The sequence below is a fragment of the Cobetia sp. MMG027 genome (genome assembly GCF_027947415.1).
Taxonomy (GTDB): domain Bacteria; phylum Pseudomonadota; class Gammaproteobacteria; order Pseudomonadales; family Halomonadaceae; genus Cobetia; species Cobetia marina.
Window position 1 is genome coordinate 218454 of the sequence record NZ_JAQJIO010000007.1, and the last position, 16971, is coordinate 235424.

Annotated in this window: 21 protein-coding genes; 3 read left to right on the forward strand and 18 right to left on the reverse strand. The window is 57.6% G+C overall.

The window, feature by feature from the left end:
* Positions 1 to 151: 151 nt before the first annotated feature.
* Complete coding sequence (locus tag PJK54_RS11635; protein ID WP_271302896.1) at positions 152 to 1231, forward strand: site-specific integrase; 1080 nt, start codon at positions 152 to 154, stop codon at positions 1229 to 1231.
* Between the two features lie 166 nt (positions 1232 to 1397).
* On the opposite strand, the gene PJK54_RS11640 is transcribed toward PJK54_RS11635, so the two are convergent.
* The 14 genes from PJK54_RS11640 to PJK54_RS11705 all read right to left on the reverse strand — a co-directional run bounded on the left by PJK54_RS11640 (position 1398) and on the right by PJK54_RS11705 (position 11131).
* Positions 1398 to 1619, reverse strand: coding sequence for a pyocin activator PrtN family protein (locus tag PJK54_RS11640; RefSeq protein WP_271302897.1), 222 nt, complete (start codon positions 1617 to 1619; stop codon positions 1398 to 1400).
* Positions 1620 to 1627: 8 nt separating this feature from the next.
* A complete protein-coding gene (locus PJK54_RS11645; protein WP_271302898.1) occupies positions 1628 to 2080 on the reverse strand; it encodes a hypothetical protein in 453 nt (150 codons plus the stop codon).
* A complete protein-coding gene (locus tag PJK54_RS11650; RefSeq protein WP_271302899.1) occupies positions 2077 to 2718 on the reverse strand; it encodes a helix-turn-helix domain-containing protein in 642 nt (213 codons plus the stop codon). Before PJK54_RS11650 ends, PJK54_RS11645 begins: the two co-directional genes overlap by 4 nt.
* Before the next feature lie 50 nt (positions 2719 to 2768).
* A complete protein-coding gene (locus PJK54_RS11655) occupies positions 2769 to 3173 on the reverse strand; it encodes a hypothetical protein (protein ID WP_271302900.1) in 405 nt (134 codons plus the stop codon).
* Positions 3174 to 3496: 323 nt separating this feature from the next.
* A complete protein-coding gene (locus PJK54_RS11660; protein WP_141391752.1) occupies positions 3497 to 4201 on the reverse strand; it encodes a hypothetical protein in 705 nt (234 codons plus the stop codon).
* Positions 4202 to 4278: 77 nt separating this feature from the next.
* Positions 4279 to 4650, reverse strand: coding sequence for a gp33 family protein (locus tag PJK54_RS11665; RefSeq protein WP_271302901.1), 372 nt, complete (start codon positions 4648 to 4650; stop codon positions 4279 to 4281).
* A 1-nt stretch (position 4651) separates the two neighbouring features.
* Complete coding sequence (locus PJK54_RS11670; RefSeq protein WP_271302902.1) at positions 4652 to 4924, reverse strand: hypothetical protein; 273 nt, start codon at positions 4922 to 4924, stop codon at positions 4652 to 4654.
* A complete protein-coding gene (locus PJK54_RS11675; RefSeq protein ID WP_271302903.1) occupies positions 4921 to 6306 on the reverse strand; it encodes an SNF2-related protein in 1386 nt (461 codons plus the stop codon). The genes PJK54_RS11670 and PJK54_RS11675 overlap by 4 nt, the downstream gene beginning before the upstream one ends.
* Positions 6307 to 6314: 8 nt before the next feature.
* Positions 6315 to 6467 carry a hypothetical protein gene (locus PJK54_RS11680; protein ID WP_271302904.1) on the reverse strand — a complete coding sequence of 51 codons (153 nt, stop codon included), beginning with the start codon at positions 6465 to 6467 and terminating at the stop codon, positions 6315 to 6317.
* On the reverse strand, positions 6464 to 6616 hold the full coding sequence (locus tag PJK54_RS11685) for a hypothetical protein (protein WP_271302905.1): 153 nt from the start codon (positions 6614 to 6616) through the stop codon (positions 6464 to 6466). Before PJK54_RS11685 ends, PJK54_RS11680 begins: the two co-directional genes overlap by 4 nt.
* Before the next feature lie 159 nt (positions 6617 to 6775).
* A complete protein-coding gene (locus PJK54_RS11690; protein ID WP_271302906.1) occupies positions 6776 to 7642 on the reverse strand; it encodes a PD-(D/E)XK nuclease family protein in 867 nt (288 codons plus the stop codon).
* Between the two features lie 10 nt (positions 7643 to 7652).
* Positions 7653 to 10151, reverse strand: a complete 2499-nt coding sequence (locus tag PJK54_RS11695; RefSeq protein ID WP_271302907.1) for a primase-helicase family protein — start codon at positions 10149 to 10151, stop codon at positions 7653 to 7655.
* Positions 10152 to 10419: 268 nt separating this feature from the next.
* Positions 10420 to 10986, reverse strand: coding sequence for a 3'-5' exonuclease (locus tag PJK54_RS11700; protein ID WP_271302908.1), 567 nt, complete (start codon positions 10984 to 10986; stop codon positions 10420 to 10422).
* Complete coding sequence (locus tag PJK54_RS11705) at positions 10973 to 11131, reverse strand: hypothetical protein (protein WP_271302909.1); 159 nt, start codon at positions 11129 to 11131, stop codon at positions 10973 to 10975. The genes PJK54_RS11700 and PJK54_RS11705 overlap by 14 nt, the downstream gene beginning before the upstream one ends.
* A gap of 351 nt (positions 11132 to 11482) precedes the next feature.
* Here PJK54_RS11705 and PJK54_RS11710 point away from each other — a divergent pair, with 351 nt between their 5' ends.
* Both PJK54_RS11710 and PJK54_RS11715 read left to right on the forward strand, forming a co-directional pair.
* On the forward strand, positions 11483 to 12166 hold the full coding sequence (locus PJK54_RS11710; RefSeq protein ID WP_271302910.1) for an FRG domain-containing protein: 684 nt from the start codon (positions 11483 to 11485) through the stop codon (positions 12164 to 12166).
* A 2-nt stretch (positions 12167 to 12168) separates the two neighbouring features.
* Positions 12169 to 12963, forward strand: coding sequence for a hypothetical protein (locus tag PJK54_RS11715; RefSeq protein WP_271302911.1), 795 nt, complete (start codon positions 12169 to 12171; stop codon positions 12961 to 12963).
* Positions 12964 to 12978: 15 nt separating this feature from the next.
* On the opposite strand, the gene PJK54_RS11720 is transcribed toward PJK54_RS11715, so the two are convergent.
* The 4 genes from PJK54_RS11720 to PJK54_RS11735 are packed head-to-tail and all read right to left on the reverse strand — an operon-like array spanning position 12979 to position 16971.
* Positions 12979 to 14829 (reverse strand): DNA polymerase, encoded by a 1851-nt coding sequence (locus tag PJK54_RS11720; protein WP_271302912.1) that lies wholly within the window; start codon positions 14827 to 14829, stop codon positions 12979 to 12981.
* Positions 14829 to 15365 carry a dCTP deaminase gene (gene dcd, locus PJK54_RS11725; RefSeq protein WP_271302913.1) on the reverse strand — a complete coding sequence of 179 codons (537 nt, stop codon included), beginning with the start codon at positions 15363 to 15365 and terminating at the stop codon, positions 14829 to 14831. Before dcd ends, PJK54_RS11720 begins: the two co-directional genes overlap by 1 nt.
* Positions 15366 to 15416: 51 nt before the next feature.
* Positions 15417 to 16238, reverse strand: a complete 822-nt coding sequence (locus PJK54_RS11730) for a hypothetical protein (protein WP_271302914.1) — start codon at positions 16236 to 16238, stop codon at positions 15417 to 15419.
* Positions 16239 to 16248: 10 nt separating this feature from the next.
* Positions 16249 to 16971: a hypothetical protein gene (locus PJK54_RS11735; protein ID WP_271302915.1), complete on the reverse strand. Its 723-nt coding sequence runs from the start codon at positions 16969 to 16971 to the stop codon at positions 16249 to 16251.

The following is a 16971-nucleotide window of genomic DNA, read 5'->3' on the forward strand; positions in this document are numbered from 1 at the left end:
CCAATTACGGCCCTTTCTGTATCATCAGTGTACCAAATGACTTACTGGTACCAAATGAGAGGGGATGGTACACATTTTGGTACTCTCAAACAGTGTTTCTTAACCCAGAATCGAGCCATTTTTCGGCTTGGTACTGTACCAAGGAGGCAGCGTGGCAACATACCAAAAGCGGGGGAGCAGCTGGAGAGCAATCGTTAGAAAACAAGGGTTTCCCGTGCAGAGCAAAACGTTCCGCACGAAGGGCATGGCCCAGGAGTGGGCGCGAAAAATCGAGGATGACATGGCCTCGGGAAAAATGGATGAAGACGCGCGTCTACAGAGCATCACGCTGGGTGAGATATGGAAGTCCCACGTCGAGCATCTGAAGCATCAGTCGCACCGCCGGGACTACCGGAACCTGACCGACGCAAAGATCATGAACGAGTATTTCGGCTCCGATATGCCGATCGGCGAGCTGGACTACAACGCCCTGGTCAAGTTCTGTGAATACCGGGTCAAGCACGATGGCGTTGCCCCCGCGACCAACCAGCGCACCTTGATGGCACTGTCCAGCGCACTGTCCACGGCGACCATGACACTGGACCTGCCGTCGTCGTATGTGGTGGAGATGAAGAAGTGGCGCAAGCAGGTCGGGCGGTCAGGCTTGTCCGGCAAGCCGCAGAGCCGTGAGCGTCGTGCATCGCCCAGGGAGCTGGACGCGATCATCACGGCGGCGTACCACACCCGCCACATGCTGACGTCACCGTTGCATGATGTAGTGGATTTCGCCGTGGAGTCCGCCATGCGCCAGGGCGAGATTCTGTCGATCCGTTGGGATGACCTGGACGCAGAGTCGGGGATTATCGTGATCCGCGATCGCAAACACCCCACCATGAAGTCGGGCAACCACCAGCGCGTCCCGTTAATGGGCCGAAGCCTGGAAATCATTCAGCGACAGCCGCGTGTAGACAAGCGGATTTTCCCCTACACAAAGACGCAGATCGGCGGTGGATTTACCCGTATCTGTGAGCGGTTGGAGATCAAGGACCTGCGTTTCCATGACCTGCGCCATGAGGGGATTAGCCGTCTGTTTGAACAGGGATATCAGATTCAGGAAGTCGCAATGGTGTCAGGTCATCGGGACTGGGGAAGTTTGAAACGCTATACGAATCTGCGCCCGGAAGATCTGGTCAATCGTGAGCGTGAGCAGCTGGCAAAGAAGGACCGCCCACCGGCTGGAGAGGGGGAATAGGGCAAACAAATACGCCCCGGTTGTCCGGGGCGCTGGTACCAGTCATCGCTTCACAGCGTCTGGTCCTTGGCTAGATAGGATCACCTCCTTGCCGCTTGCCTCAGAGCGGGCCTAGCGCAAAGGACACTGCATGAATGACCTTGGCACTAGGCCCGCCGGCAAGTGGTCAGGCGGCGGCTTCCGCACGCTGTTTGTCGATGTACTCCGCAACATCGGTAATGTGAACCATCGGCTTGCCATTGATGCGGGTAACCTTGATCGGGAAGGTGCCCTGGGAAATCTGGTTCCGGGCAGTGGACAGGGCGATGCCCAGGATATCTTCCGCGACCTTGGGCAGCGGGAGCGTGACGGTTTCATACAGGGCGAGCAGGGCGAATTCGGTTTTCATGGTAGCTCCTACTGGTTACTGGTGTGATTATTATAAGCAGTGCTTATTAATTTCCGCAAGCGCTTGGACTCAGAGTAGGTAATGGGGCGTGGGTCCAAACAGCGCTTGATGGGGTAGCCGAGCTTGCGGCGGCGGTAAAACGTATCGGGGCTCAAGCCGTTGGCGACTGCCTGACGGACCAACCCCCCGCGCAGAGGGGTTGTCAGGGCTTCTTCTTCCGTCATGCCTAGCTGACTCATGCGGTAATAGGCAGTCTTGGGCGCGATACCGTGGGCCTTGCACCGGGCCTGGAAGGATGGGCGGATGGGGGCGACCAGCTTGTCGCCCCTGTGCCCGCGCACATACCGGGAACGTACTGTGGCGAACTTGAGCCCATGTTTCTCGGCCAATGCCCTCAGCTGCGCATGAGTCAGCTTGTCGCCTGACTTGCGGTTCTTGGCAAGTGCAACAAGGTCTTTCATAGGCGTGATACCACTCTATAAAAGTCGATGTCCTCCCGAGTATCCGCACTGCTTATAACGTGACCCGGTTTAAGGGCGTCATCGAGCTGGATGATGTAGCTGATCTTACTGCCGACACGGAACAGCTCGTTTGTATCGTCCCGGTAGACAAGAACCTCTTCACCTTCCTTCAGTTCCTTGGGATCAACATGTTGAAGCAGCAGTCGTTCGCCCAGGAAATAGCGAGGCTGGTAGTGGTCGCAATCAACCACGATCACCGTCAGGTTCTCGGCGGGTATAGCGGCATCAGCGGTGACATCCACTATTTCCCCTTTGGTGGCGTTGCTCATCATTCCTCCCTTAGACATGACAGATCGTGTGACGAGCGTCATCCGTGGGTAGGCTTCACTGACAAGGATTTTCGGGTCCAGCTCACGCGGTTCGACACCCATCAGACTGGCGAAACGAATGATGAAGTCGGTGTTGGTAGCAACTTTTCCAGACAGATACTGCGAGAGGGCGGGTTGTGACATCTCCAAACGAGCAGCAGCTTGGTGCTGGCTTAGACCCAGGTTCTTCTTGTTAGCGTCCCACACGGCTTTTATTCGCTGCGCGACTTCACGGTCGCGTTCTGTGATCCGGCGGTTCGGGGCAGTCATAGTGATTCAGCTCCAACGGAGTTAGGGGCTACTACATACCCCCCAAACGCTCATGGCCTTGTGCAAATATACAGTAACGACTGTATGAAATCGGCAAACGAAATGGATTTTTCGACTAGCGCTTTCGTCGTATAACCCTGTCGGCATTCGTCCAGATCAGTAATGACCAGAACCCCCTTCGGGTGACCAACAATGACCCACGCATCTATCCCAGATTTCTGTAAGCCTTCCAACCATTCGTACTGCAATTCTGATACATCGGGGATAACAACTGTGCTCTCCCGCTTAGGGATGCAACTAATATATTTATATTCAACCCACAGTTGATTTTTAGCGCAATAGAAGGCGTCAGGTACCCCACCTTGGAAGTTGTCATTGATCTTCCAGATGCGGGTGAGCCTGCGTTCTTCCTTCAGCGCCCGATGTACCTTTCGCACAAAACCGTGCTCATTCATCGTCGCTTTCCTCCCTGTAGGAGGGTAGCGGCACGGGGGGCGATAGCAATTCTAACGAAAAATCGAGAACGAGGTCAGCGACCTTGTTCCTACGCACGGTTGATCCTACAGCATTCCTGCGTAAAAAATCGTCAATTCGAGGCGCCAGGTCCAGCCGTAGTTCGTGATCCCGGGCTTCCTGCTCCGTTTCGTGTGAGGTGCCGTCGGAGGCGACGTACACCACTCGTTGTGTCACAGGCATTGTCTTGGTCATCCGTTCTCAAGGTGGGGGTACAAGAAGACCGGCCGGAGCCGGTCTTATCTTGAAGGTCAGTAAGCACTGCTTATGCTGCTTCGCGCGACTTCTCCGCTTCTTCTTCGAAGGACGCCTTGATCTGGGTGTAGAACTGCTTGGCGTGCTCGTACAGGTCCTCGGACGCCCAGCCCAGGTTCTCGACCTTGTAGTTGTAGAAGTCGCCCTTGGAGTTGGACTGAGAAGTGACGCTCAACTTCCAGACACTGGAGAAGCGGTCACCGCCCAACTCATTGAGATCAGTGTTCCAGCGGCGGCTGATCTTGAGCTTGGTAGAGTTCATGTTGAGGATGGCCGGGCGCAGCTCGCCGGTTTCCGGGTTGACGATCAGGACGGTGTGGCGACCCGTCTCCACCACCTCGAACATCTCGGTGCTGCCACCGCCTTCTTCCTTGGCCTTGGCCATTGCGGCATCGGCGGTCGGATAGGCACCATGGAAACCCCCACCGAACTTGCGCTTACGGAACAGCGCGTATTCGTGATCGTAGTAGAGGTTGATCAGGATCAGCTCGTCGTGCAGCGCGCTGCCCAGGGTGACCAGAATCTTGCCAGGCTCTGCACCAGGCACGTATTCCGCCTTGTCCTTCTTGATTTCTGGGGAGAGGTCCTGGAGCAGCTTGATGGCCGGGATGGCCATGTCAGCAGAACTGACGTTCTCGTTACCCGCGCCGGTTGCGTTGGCAACGTGAGACGGCAGTTTCTTGGAGTCATTGTTGACGATGAGATCGTTAGCCATGATATCGGTCCTATTGGTTCGATTGATTCTGAGGTTGTGACGCACAACCCCAAATATAAGCAATGCTTATTGAATTGTCACACCTTACGGAATGACAATTTGTCTCGCTCCATCGGAGAGGTGCCCGGCGGCACCACACCGTCTACCTGCAGCACCTCGCGGTAGGCGGCGCTGGCGATGCGTTTCTGGAGCAGGTAGAACGCATCGTGCTGCTTCACGTAGCCGAAGAACGCTTCCCAGTCGTCCACGCTGGCGACCGTCTCGGTGCTGTAGCTGGCCGTATGGCCCGCCGCAGACACACGATCCAGCTCGTTTTCCTTCAGGTACTCGAGCAGCTGTGATTCCAGCTCGTCGTGCAGCTTCTTGAGCACCTTGGCGCGGTCGTTGGCATCTTTCAGCTCGGCCTTGGCTTCGCTGAAACGAGTGATCAGGTCGTTGAGTTCGCTCATGTCAGAAGTCTCTGTTGTAGACGGTCATCACGACCGTTTTACCGTTGGAGAGGCGCACGACAGGGAAGACGCAGCGCCGTGTGATGTAGAAGCCGGGCTTGGCCCCTGCATGCTTGTTGTTGCGGATGTGCGGGAATGCGCGGTGGCCGAGGAGCTGGCGCACTCTGCGAGACGCGGGTCGTGCCTGGTGCCATTCGTCCTCGATGCCGTCGAGGTCATCGAAGCGAGCGGCCCACCGTGCCCGCGCGTGATGCGTGAACACGACATGCTTCATGCCGCCGTCCGTTGCTGGAAGAGGGCGAGCAGGTCATCCATCCGGGTCAGCTTGCCCTCCAGCTGCTCGTAGACCTGTTCCTCGGCGGTGTCACGGGCAGCGATGTGGATGGTCTGCGTGGCCTTGGTCTGGCCGGCGCGATAGATGCGGCGGTTGAACTGTTGGTAGTGCTCGGCGTTGTAGGTCGGGGAGCACCAGATCGTGGCCGTGCCCTTGGTCAGGGTCAGCCCGTGGCCGGCGGACTGCGGGTGAGCAAAGACCACCTGAAGGCGACCGGCCTGGAAGTCCTCGACCACCTTGATGCGGTCCTCGTTCTTCACCGACCCATCGATCACGCCGTAGGTAATCTTCAGCTTGTCGGCCAGCTTGGTCAGTGCCTCGACCTCATGCTTCCAGTTGAAGGCGACCAGGCTGTGTTCGCGTTCCTGGACCAGCTGCATGACCAGGTCATAACGGTCCTGGTGGAAGGTGGTCACATCACCGTCGCCGTTGTAGACCGCACCCGTCAGGAGCTGGAGCAGCTTGCGCACGCGGACACCGGCATTGACCGCTGTCACTCGCTCGCCGTCGTCGTTCTCAACCACATTGGTTTCAAGCATCTGCAGGTACAGGGCCCGCTGCTTCGGGGAGAGATCGACGTGGTAGGTGAGGGTCTGGTTGGCCGGGATGTCCAGGCAGTCTTCGAAGCGGTAGCGGATGCAGATATCGGCCAGTGCCTGCGCGACGTGTTCCTCGGCACCGTCCTTGGCGACCCACTTGACCATCTTCGGGTCTGGGCCGACCTGGATGGGGTCGGTGACCTGGTTGCGGAACTGGAAGAACTTGTTCCCCAGGTGCTCGCCGTCATCGATGATCAGCGTCGGATGGAAGATGTCGAGCACGTCCTTGGCCGTTGGGGTACCGGACATGGCGATGCGACGGTCGAAATAGGTGCGAAGGGTCAGCATGGCCTTGGACCGCTGACTAGTAGCGTTCTTGAACGCCGTGGCCTCATCGATGACCAGCCAGTGTTCCTGGTCATCGGGGAATGCTTCATGCATGAATCGGGCGTTCTCCTTCTTGGTGGCCCACTTCACCGCATCGTGGTTGGTGATGATGATGTCGGCGCCGGAGAGGAACGCTTCCAGGCGGTTCTTGGCGTAGGCGATCGAGTAGGTGAACTCGTCACCCAGCCACTTGGCGATGTCATCGCCCCAAGAAGGCTTGAGGATCGAGAGCGGAGCGAGGACCAGCATGCAGCCCTGGCCACCGTCACGGCGCCAGCGGCGGAAGGCTTCCAGCGTACTGATCGTCTTGCCCGTTCCCGGGTCGCTCTGGACCCAGGCGCGGGGAGTGTTCGTCAGAAAGACAGCGGTGTGTTCCTGATGATCAAACAGCTCCATGGAGTCTCCTATGAGGCATACGCCTTGCGATTACGGTTGGCACTGAGAAGCGCTGCCACGACGACGACCAGCAACTGGATCATTTGCAGGGTGGCCATCACGGTGCGCACGACGGTGGTCGCGGTGAACGCGATTTTCTGGAGCAAGAGCAAGAACGTCATTCACGTCTCCTGGGAGTCACGAGCCACAACAGCCCGAGGGCAGCGGCCATGATCATCAGGGCAATCAGCAAGTAGCCGATCGCGTTATGGATTGCGGCCAGCATCGCGCCTGTGAGGGCGATGGCGACCAGGGGCTTGCTTAGATTCATGAGTGGTTCCTTTCTCTATCAGGTGGAGGGGAGTGCCCGAGAGGCGGGCAAAGACGCGCGGCGGGCAGAACTTGTAGCGGTCGAGGTTCATGGCCTCGGCCCACTGCGCCACGGTGAAGGGGCGGTCCCGTTGCACCATCTGCAGGAACCGGGCTGTGATCATTCGGCGACCCTCCATTGGCAGGCGCCAGTCTCGGCGTGCGGGCAGAACTTGCAGTTGTTCTTCGACGGCTTCGGACGGGACAGCTGCTCGGCTGTGGCGTTAGTGAGCGCGAAGGCCCGCTTCTCGATACGCGGGAGGAAGACCATCGCCTGCTCACGGGTGAAGGACTTCTCGAGCTTCTGGCCCTGGTCGGTGTAGTAGAAATCGACCTTGATGAACTCAAGCTCCGGGTAGCGCTTGAACGCACCGACCGCGTACTGGAGCCCCTGATCGGAGTGCTTCAGCTCGTTGCCGAATTTCTTGCCGGTCTTGTGATCGATGATGTGGGCCGAGGTCCCCCAGCGACGGAACACGTCCAGCTTCATGCGGCACCAGACGTCCTTGTCGAAGAAGCCCGTCTGCCCCCAGGTGGCGGTGAAGCCCCAGTTCTGTTCCAGCTCGAACTGCTCCGGGGACTCGTCGAAGGCTTCGCGCAGCGTGCGATACTCGAAGCCCAGCTTCTCGAGGTTCTTGGGCACCTTGTCGGTGTCCAGCTCGCCACGGATGAAGTGCTCGGCCTCGTCGTGAATCCGGTTACCGCGATCGGCGGCTTCGCTGGACGGCTCGGCGATCTTGTCCACCTTGCTGAGGTAGACGCGGTAGGGGCATTCCTCGAACTTCTTGAGGACCGAGAACGACCAGGCCGGTACCGGGCCGCGCGGGGCATCGGCCAGTGACAGGGCATCCTCGGCCAGGGCAGTGGCGTCCGGGCGCTTGCCGGCGAATAGACTGTGGTTGGTGACGCTCGGCCCCTTGGGCGTCGCGGCCGGTTGCTTTTCAGGCGTGGTGGCGCCGTCGGGGCGCCCATTACCGAAGAGGTTCATGGGGTGGCTCCTAGTGGGTCTGGATGGAAGAGAGCGACTTCTGCTGGGCCGGGGTGCCGTTGTCACGGATCAAGGCCATGAGATCGACGTCCTCGTTGATTTCCCATGCGACGGGGGCGACACGAATCCGTTGGCCTGCGATGCGACGACGTTCGAAGTTGAGGCCGTAACGGGCCATCATCTTGGAAAAACTCAGTTTTCGAGTGACGTCGCCCGCCAGGGCGTTGTAGAGAATCAGCGCGTCGTCGAGGTTGAGAAAATCCCGAGACTCACCCGCCTCGAGGATGTCGATCGCCAGCCGCGCCAACACCTCGCTCGCCTGGCTGAGACGTACCGCGTCATCCGGTTGCGTCGGGCGAACATCCAGGACGTTGTTGATCAGCCACTCGAAGTCGCCACCGCGCAGTGCATCGACGTAGTCATCGACCCAGGTATTCGAGGCGTTACGCATCGCCGCCTTGGCTTCGGTCTGGAGCGGAATACGGGCGAATGCCTTGTCGATCTTGAAGGTGGTGAGGAAGTCCGCGAACTGCGGCAATTCCTGGGTAATGGCAAAGATCAACTTGGCCGTGTCGTACAGTGCATTGATCGGCGTGTTCTGGGCCGGGGCGACACAGAAACGGCGGTCGGTGGCACTGATCTTCAGCGCGTCGCGGGTGTTGGAGAAGAAGATCATGTTCTCGAACAGCTCGACGTTCTTCTGGTTGGAACGCATGTGGCGCACCGAGCCGCTGGTTTCCGAGATCATGTTCTTCAGCTTCTCGTACATCCGGCTCCCTTCCTTGGCATCGGCCATGCGGAATTCATCGATGACGACCAGCAGCATCTGCTCGCGCCAGCCGTCATAGTTGTCTTCCAGGTCAAAAATCTTCTTCAGGGAGCTGTAGCGCTCGGTGAACAGCGGCTTGATGATCTGGTGGAACAGCAAGCCTTTGCCGGTGCCCTCGACCCCGTGGAACATCCAGGCGACGGACGTCTTCTCGCGGTACACGAAGGCGAAGGCGAGCCAGTTGATGAAGTGCTCATACTCCGCTTGGCCGTGACCCACGACGTGGTCGATCAGCTTGTGGATGTTGGGCGCGACCTGGTTGAGGTAGCCGGCGGCATAGCCGTACTGGACGCCCTGGAACTCCTCGCTGATTTCCGGCTTGCGCATCATGTACGGCGAGGGGCGGAACAGGTTGAAGTGCTTGTTCGTTGAGTCGATCTGGCCCGTGGTGGACTTCGGGTCGAAGCTGACCTGCCAGGACTCGATCGGGTCAGGAAGGTCGGCGCCGTACTGGAGCATGAAGTCCCGAAGTGCCACACGGCTGGCATAGGCGTGATGCACCAGGGTGCTGTCCTCGGTGTTGTAGAGGACCGTCGAGTAGGTATCGGCATCCCGGTCGCGGAAGACCAGCGGTGAGACAGTTTCATCGACGACTTCATCCGAGATCGAGGCCATGTAATCCCGGTAGAAGTCCGGGGCCACCTTGACCATCTCGACGACAGGCTCGTCCTTGAAGTTGTAGATGTACTTCGGGTTGTCCTTCGGCCAGTAATAGGCGTTGGAGTCACCGCCGTTGAGGTTCGCGTAGACGAATGGGTCGTTCTCGTAGGCAATCTCGATGCTGACCGTATCCGGGTTGGTCAGCAGTTCATGGTAGTGACCCTTGCGCGTCTCGATGACCTTGGTCTTGCCGACGCGGCTGGGCAGCTGGGCCAGGGCGCGTAGCTCCTTGACCTTCTGCTTGATCAGGTTGTCAGCGGTCTGGGGGACAACCGCATTGATTTCCTTGGAGACGTTGGCCACCGGGGTTTCGCCGGGGATCAGGGCCACGCGCTCCTGGGGAGAGGTGAACGGGTCCTGGATCAATTCGCCGAGGAACAACGGCGTGGCGATATAGATCAGCCGGCTGTTGTCCGCCGTGCAGCGGTCCAGGGTGAAGTGCAGCGACTGACCGGACGGATTCAGCTCGATCTGCGCATCCAGGTCCGGGTGCGCGAAGTTGGCCTCGGTCAGCCACGCCTTCAGCTTGCCGGGTACCACGGGGGCGTCGAGCAGGAAGAACAGGTGCAGGCTGGCCGTCTTGGGCTTCATGCCGAAGGAGGAACTGGCGTGCGCGACGCAGGCCGTATTGCGTAGAGAGTCCGGCAAATAATCACGGGCGCGGTTGGCAGCGGCGGTCAGCGCTTGCTTGCCCAGTGGGCGCGGCAGATCCATGTTGCCCAGGGGCATGTCATCGATGTCGATGACCAGAATCTGCGGGCGGAACTTCGGGTCGCTGCGACCGGCACGGGATTCGTTGGCCAGTGGCGTCGGGAAGTGCCCGGTGAAGAACGCATCGCCGCCACCGGAGTGGCGGGCGATCAGCTTGGCCAGGGTGTCCAGTCCCTCGAAGTCCGCCGTCAGCGGGTACTCGATCGAGGTGAGGTTCTTGGCATGGGGCGGGTTCTGCCGCCCCTCGAGGGTGTAGGTTTTCCCCAGGTGGACCTGGGCATTGACGAATGTGGCTGGGAACTGGTCCATCATCCCCTCCTGAAATGGCTGGCATGTTGGCGCTTTTGCCAGTCATCGCGGCAGTCTGTGTCGCAGAAGCGTGTCTCGGGGTCGTCGAGTGCTTCCTGGCAGTCGAAACACCGACCTGTGGCCGGTGGTAGCTGAGAGGCTTGCCGTGCAGCACGAAGGCCATGATCAATCATGGCCTCCGCGATCTCCTGCGCCTTCTCGTCGTCGAGGTCGTGATCCATAGAGCCCCTGATAAATCTGACGTGTGACGCTTGAGTATAAGCAGTGCTTATTGTTGTGGTCTAGCCGCTTTCAGCTGTTCTTTCAGAGTCTCGATCATACGGAGCTGGTGAATGGCGTCATCACGGGCGTCGTGGTGCGTGCCTTCGCGCTCGACCTTGGTGTATACGCCCAGGTCCTCGGCCAGTGCCTTGAGGGTGCGCAAGTCACGCGCCATCCAGAATGCCCAGGGCGGTTGCATGCCGTGGGACCGGAAGGCGTGCTCGAGCATGGCGACATCGAAGCTGGACCCGTTGCCCCAGGGCGTGAGGCGGGCATCCTTGTCGCCCAGCTGGATGTACCAGGACTGGAATGCCAGCAGGCCATCGCGCATCGATACACCGTCCGCGCAACGGGCCATCATCTGATCAAACAGCTCACCTTGCTTGCGCCACCAGGTCAGCGTGTTCGGATCGATGTGGCGGTCCCGTTGGGAGGTCTTGACGTCGAGGTAGCAGACGAAGGTTTCCAGCTCGCCGTTCACGCGGGCGGCGGCACCAATCGTGGTGATACGGGCGTCCTGTCGGACTGACAGGGTTTCCAGATCGATGGAAACGGGCAGTTCATACTCGGACATGGGGCAGGCTCCTTTCTTGAGCTACTTCGATCAGCTTGTCGAGGGCTTCGGCCGCTTCCTCGCTGTTACTGCCGGGCGAATTGAGCGTGCGATCCAGGGCGGCGCGAGCACGGTTGAGCTGGGTGAAAAATTTAAATGCTTTCATTAGAGGGATAATATCGGAAGTTGGATAATACCTACACTTCAAGGATTTATTACCTGGGCGCAATAATTGGTTTGCATTGAAAATCATTTTTTTAGTGTGTTTACAAACACTAGGCGTGCATGCGACCTACTATACTTAGTACTTAATTACTATGATTTTCGTGCTACTGTCTAGTTGTTGTATTTTGCTCGAATTTTTCTAGTGGATAGATAAGATTTTGATTGTATGTTGATTATTGTGTTTTTGAATATGAGTCATTGAGGTTTTTCTTGTCTGATGTTTGATTGTGGACGGGGCTACCATAATGTATTATGATTAGTTGATGCTAATTGATATTGCGAGGATATAAAGTTGGTTACACATTCTGTTAAGGGTTTTAACGATCTCCACTCAGTTCTTAGCCAGTATCGAACTAGCAATAAATGGGTTTTTAGAGGGCATGAAAGTGAATTATGGGAGCTCAAGCCTAGAGCAGGACGAGCACCGTATAATAAATCTGACGATTTAGTCATGTTCAAAGCTTGGAAGCGTAGAGCAATTGAGTATGTTAATAGCTCACCTACCGATGATTGGGATTGGTTGGCTATAGCCCAGCATCATGGGTTAGTTACCAGATTATTAGACTGGAGTCTAAATCCTCTGGTTGCGGTCTTTTTTGCTATAGCCAACAAGCCAAAATCCGGTGATAAAGCATGTATGTACGCTTACTATCCTAATCGTTATATAGATGCTAAAGCGCATAGTCCTAGTAGCTTCGAAGGAGTAGCGCTTCTTAAACCAAATGGCGTAGCACCTAGAATTAGTAGGCAAGGTGGCCTTTTTACAATGCATGGAGCCCCTAGTGTACCTTTGAACGAATCCATGGGGAAGAACGATAAATTAGAAAAGATTATATTCGAACCTGAATGTATCAAGGATCTAATTTTTGAGATAAACCATTACGGCATTAATTATGCTTCTATTTTTCCTGATCTTGATGGTCTTTCAAGGCATGTTAATTGGCATACTGAAAACGCCAAATATTGGATGAGTTGAGGATGATTATGTACGAGCAAAAGTTAGTGGTATTCGTCGATATATTAGGCTTTTCGAGCTTAGTTGAAAAGAGTAAGGTCGATGAGTCTATAATAAATGTAATTTATGATGTTGTTACATATATGATGCCAGAAAACATGGCATTAAGGAGCGTGGGGAATATAAACTACGATTCAGTTCCCAAAGAGGAAGTTAAGCAAGTTGAGGAAGATTTTGCGCAATTTTCCAAGGCGTTTCTATGTGCGCACCCCATAGCATTCACTTCTTTTTCTGATTGTCTTGTAATTTCTTGCTCTGTTGATGACGCGGCTGCCATGCAAATTGTATTAGACTCTTTGATAAAAATGAATATATATTTTTGGGAGGCGCACTCATTACTCGTTCGTGGTGGTATTGTAATAGGTGATGTTTACCATGAAGATCAGGGGCCGGTATTTGGACCAGCTATGTCTGAGGCATACCTACTAGAATCACAAAAAGCTATATTTCCTAGGTTGATTATTTCGAAAGAAGCTATAATGAAGCTTAGAAGTTATGAGACTTTTAGTCTGATGGAGGCAGCAGTAAATGATGATGGTGATTATGAAAGTATCTCCCTCCTTGGTGGGTATAAATATATTGTATCTACTGATCTCCTTATGAGTAGCAAGCAGGAGTTTTATAAGCAAAATAAAGCTACGCAACTTGTTAAGATTCAGGATATGGTTTCAAGACAAGAAAATATAAGAGTGCGTGAAAAATTTCAATGGCTTGAAGGTAAATTTTGCCAGCCCGATGATGCTGAGAATTTTTTTTGAGGGAAATTCTGTTAATCACTTCGAGTAACAGGTGTCCCAGCCGCCTTCACTGTCGAGCGGCAGGTCAGGGGCCCAGTCCGGTGGCACTCGCATGAGGTCTTCGAGTCGGGCCTGACGGTCGTCGCTATTGTCGTCCGGCATCATCATCACGATTTCATCGTGGACAGCCAGGACAAGGTAGCTGTCAGGGAATTCGCGCACGGCGGCCCGTATCTGGTCAGCCACGATGGTGCGGGACAGCGCTTGGACGATATTCTCGGCCAGGATGCCGCCATAGATTCGCTGTGTCTTGCCGTTGCGGCGATCGCAGACCAGTTGGTCGCGTCCGTCCTGCTCGTCGATGATGACACGCAGGTTGGGGTACTTGAGCGCCATGCCATTGGGCATGTCGAGGCGTTCGTAACGGACCCGGATCGGACCGATCCAGTAATCGGTCTTCGGCAGCATCATGTCGTAACCGGCCTGGGTGAGCAGGCGCCAGTAGTTGACGATGTTGGGGCTGTCGGCACGGAAGGTGTCCACGGCCGTCTGGGCGAAGTGCTGGGATACCAGAATCGGGGGCGATCCCATGGGACCGGAGGCCAGGGTCGCACGGAACTTGGGCGCACCCATGCCGTAGCCGAGGCCGAGGCGAGCGGTCTTGCCGACGTTGCCTTCCTCCTCCTGCAGCTTGTTGCCGTCGGCGTCCTTGGCCTTGCGATCGACGGGATAGCCGTAAATCTTGGTGGCCATGTCGTTATAGATGTCCTCCTTGCGGCGGATCATCTCCAACAGGCTGGTTTCGCCGGCCACATACGCCAGGACACGGGCCTCGATGTTCGAGGAATCCGCGACATGGACCTTGTAGCCTGGCGGGGCCGTCAGCGCCTTGCGCAGGTCACCGCCACGGGGCAGGTTCTGCAGGTTCACTTTCTGGGTCCCGGACCAGCGGCCAGTGTGCGCACCGTAAAACGACAAGGGCACCGGGATGCGTCCCAGCTGGTCGTCCAGATCGAGCAGACGCTGGGCACGGGTCGTGTTCAGCGTTGACTTGACCGCTGCACGGGCCTTCCAGACGTGGGCGAACTCCGGGTGGTCGGCCATGGTGGCCAGGAATGCCGGGTCCTTCTGACCCAGGGCATCGGTTTCCTTGCCGGTGCTGGGGCTGATCTTGCGAGGCACCTCGATACCGTTCTCGCGCATCCACTCGGCGAACTTGGGGTTGGAGGACAGCGTGGTCTTGGCCAGTCCCGAGTCCTTGATCAGCTGCTTGGTGTGGGACAGCTCCTTTTCCAGGAAGCCTTCCACCAGCGGGCGATCGAGGATGAAACGTGGCTGGATGTACATGCGCAGCGTCAGTTCGGCCAACTCGACCTCGCTGTCGGGAATATTGGGCCGCAGATAGTTGAACAGGGCGCGGGTCAGACGGACGTCCTGCTTGCAGTAGTTGCCCATGACCGCTTGCTGCTCGGTGTCCAGCTCCCGGCAATTCTTGAAGTTGGCCAGCTCCTTGCCTTTCTGCATGTCGGGGTCATCGGGCCAGGCGCGTTGGCACATGGCTTCGAGGCTGACGTCCTGACCCGGCCACATGCCGCGTCCGAGTGACTGGGTATCGATGTAGTGCTTGGCATAGCGGTTGTAGCGCAGGGCCAGCACGGTGGCATCGAACATCAGGTTCTGTCCGACCAGGGTGGCCTCCTCGAGCGGCAGGTCGGCGATCGCGGCCTCGACCTCATGCTCGGGGTAATACTCGACCTCGCCGTCATCGATGGCGATCCCGACCCCCTGGCAGAGCCAGCGGTCATCGAGGATGTATTCCGGGTAGGTGAGGCCGGTCAGGGTGTACTTGTTGGCGTAGTAGCTCTCAAAATCGAGAAAGATGTGCATCAGGCAACTCCCATGCTGGCAGTGACAGCGAGTTGGCCGTTGTAGCGGCCACGTTTGCGGTAGCTGTACTCGCCTGCCGAGGCGTGACGGTGGAAGACCAGCTGGCCAAGGCGCATGCCGGGGCGCACCAGCAGACGGTGGTACTGGCACACGTTCTGGAACTCCAGGGTGAGGGTCCCGTAGAAGCCGGGATCAGCCCAGCCGGACAGGGCGTGGTTGAGGGCGGCACGGCCGGCGCTGGAACGCAGCTTGAACTCGCAGGACAGGTCGTCGGGCAGATCAAGGACTTCCTGGGTAGCGACCATGAAGAACTCCCCCGGATGAATCATCATCCCGGCGTCCGGTATCTTCACGCGCTCCATGTCCAGCTGTTCCTTGGCGCTCAGGTCGATGATGGCCGAGCGGTTCAGGTTCTCGATCAGGGCTTCGTCACCGATGCGCACATCGAGACTGGAGCCGTTGATATATTCAGGGGCGGCGCCCTTGATGACGCCGCTGTTGATCAGTTCGAGGATTTCGGGACCTGCCAGAATCATGGCGATATCGCTCCTTGTGGGGGTCCACGATAATAAGCATCGCTTATATGATCATTCAAGCTCGTCGAGCAGTGGTGCCAGGTCCCCATCGACATGTTCTGCTATGCCATTGGTCTTGGGATCACTGCCATAGAACCCCCAGCAAGATTCCGTCACGTACCAGAGGTCGTCGTCGGCCAGCTTGAGCGGTGAGCCATCGAAGCCGAAGGCCACGGCAGGGCGTGCTTCCAGGACGAAGCCGTAGACCTCCCCGCGCAGGTACTGGTCGTAGGTTTCCAGCTCGGCCTTCAGCGTGGCGTCCGGGTCGGGCAGTTCCTCGCTGCCATCGGGCATCCACAGGTGCCAACCGACCTGGCCGGAGTCCCAGCCGCAGGAGAAGGGCGAGTGGCTGACCGTGAGCCCTGAATGGTCGTAGAGGTAGACCGGCTTGCAGATCGTGCCTTCCGGGAGCAGGCCGCCTTCGTCCAGCATCTCGATGATCCGACCCACATGCGCCAGGTCGTTGGGCTGAAGCAGCTCGACGATGTTCTGGCCGTTGAAGGTCTGCTCGATCTCGATCTCGAACGGGTTGCTGATCCAGCCGCTGTGATCGCAGCGGTTGCAGGTGTCGCTGGGCTCGCGGTCATCGGCCCGGCACTTGGGGCAGATGACCTGGTCATCGTCCAGGTCACCGGGGAAATCGGCCTCCTGGATGTACTGCGTCATCAGCGGTTCCAAAAACCGGGTCACCTGCTCCATGCCGCCGACATCGCCCAGTTCATAGCGGCTGTGGCGAAGGGCCAGCACCCCCGCATTATCGTGCTCGGTGCGGGGATTCATGGGCGTCAGGTCCTGTTCGATCCGCAGGCGGTACTCGATGTGGTCCTTGATCATGACGGGCTCCTCAGACGCGGGCGGGCATCACGATGGCGATGGCGCCGGTATCACCGAAATCGAAGCGGACGGATGACGACGCATTGTCCGGCAGGTATGCGGTCACCTTGGACGGGGTACCGACCGGCGCCGGGAAACGCAGGGCTTCCTCGGCGTAACGCTGGTTCATGGCCGACTGTCCGAGCTTCAGATAGTTGCGGTACTTGGGACGGTTGTCGGGGAAGGTCATCTGCTCGAATTGATCGAGCTGGACGTCCTCGCGGGCCTCCATTCCGGCGGTCCCCGGAATGACACGATCGGTGTCGGGGAACTTGCCATCGACTTCCATCTTCTGGCGGGTGGCCGGCTGGTAGTACCCCGGCTCGACGCCCTCGGTATTCGGGATGCGGTGCAGACGGTGGCCATCGGTGGCCTCGATCCACTTCTCGCTGACATGCACGTAGTTGAGGTAATAGCGCACGTCATCGGTGCCGGCGGCCTTGGCGACCCATTCCCAGAGGTCCTTGGGCGTCTTGGCCAGCGTAGGCAGGAAGAAGTTGGCCAGCGTGTGCAGCTCGAGGTCGCCGGGCAGGCGGTCACCGTGGTGCATCTCCAACTCCTCGATCAGCTTCTTGAGCGCCTTGAGGGCGTCGTCGCGGTTGGACTTGTTGCCGGCGATACGGTGGCGGTATGCCTCGGCAGTGATGGCCTCGAACGGGTGCTGGGCGCGCTTGGTTTCTGTCATGGCGTTCAT

Coding starts and splice junctions, on each gene's coding strand:
- PJK54_RS11690 (WP_271302906.1), bottom strand. CDS start 7,642: ATGAACCTCTTCGGTAATGGGCGCCCCGACGGCGCCACCACGCCTGAA.
- PJK54_RS11700 (WP_271302908.1), bottom strand. CDS start 10,986: ATGTCCGAGTATGAACTGCCCGTTTCCATCGATCTGGAAACCCTGTCA.
- PJK54_RS11680 (WP_271302904.1), bottom strand. CDS start 6,467: ATGACGTTCTTGCTCTTGCTCCAGAAAATCGCGTTCACCGCGACCACC.
- PJK54_RS11660 (WP_141391752.1), bottom strand. CDS start 4,201: ATGGCTAACGATCTCATCGTCAACAATGACTCCAAGAAACTGCCGTCT.
- PJK54_RS11705 (WP_271302909.1), bottom strand. CDS start 11,131: ATGAAAGCATTTAAATTTTTCACCCAGCTCAACCGTGCTCGCGCCGCC.
- PJK54_RS11670 (WP_271302902.1), bottom strand. CDS start 4,924: ATGAAGCATGTCGTGTTCACGCATCACGCGCGGGCACGGTGGGCCGCT.
- dcd (WP_271302913.1), bottom strand. CDS start 15,365: ATGATTCTGGCAGGTCCCGAAATCCTCGAACTGATCAACAGCGGCGTC.
- PJK54_RS11655 (WP_271302900.1), bottom strand. CDS start 3,173: ATGAATGAGCACGGTTTTGTGCGAAAGGTACATCGGGCGCTGAAGGAA.
- PJK54_RS11640 (WP_271302897.1), bottom strand. CDS start 1,619: ATGAAAACCGAATTCGCCCTGCTCGCCCTGTATGAAACCGTCACGCTC.
- PJK54_RS11720 (WP_271302912.1), bottom strand. CDS start 14,829: ATGCACATCTTTCTCGATTTTGAGAGCTACTACGCCAACAAGTACACC.
- PJK54_RS11730 (WP_271302914.1), bottom strand. CDS start 16,238: ATGATCAAGGACCACATCGAGTACCGCCTGCGGATCGAACAGGACCTG.
- PJK54_RS11675 (WP_271302903.1), bottom strand. CDS start 6,306: ATGGAGCTGTTTGATCATCAGGAACACACCGCTGTCTTTCTGACGAAC.
- PJK54_RS11650 (WP_271302899.1), bottom strand. CDS start 2,718: ATGACTGCCCCGAACCGCCGGATCACAGAACGCGACCGTGAAGTCGCG.
- PJK54_RS11715 (WP_271302911.1), top strand. CDS start 12,169: ATGATTATGTACGAGCAAAAGTTAGTGGTATTCGTCGATATATTAGGC.
- PJK54_RS11645 (WP_271302898.1), bottom strand. CDS start 2,080: ATGAAAGACCTTGTTGCACTTGCCAAGAACCGCAAGTCAGGCGACAAG.
- PJK54_RS11665 (WP_271302901.1), bottom strand. CDS start 4,650: ATGAGCGAACTCAACGACCTGATCACTCGTTTCAGCGAAGCCAAGGCC.
- PJK54_RS11695 (WP_271302907.1), bottom strand. CDS start 10,151: ATGGACCAGTTCCCAGCCACATTCGTCAATGCCCAGGTCCACCTGGGG.
- PJK54_RS11735 (WP_271302915.1), bottom strand. CDS start 16,971: ATGAACGCCATGACAGAAACCAAGCGCGCCCAGCACCCGTTCGAGGCC.
- PJK54_RS11685 (WP_271302905.1), bottom strand. CDS start 6,616: ATGAATCTAAGCAAGCCCCTGGTCGCCATCGCCCTCACAGGCGCGATG.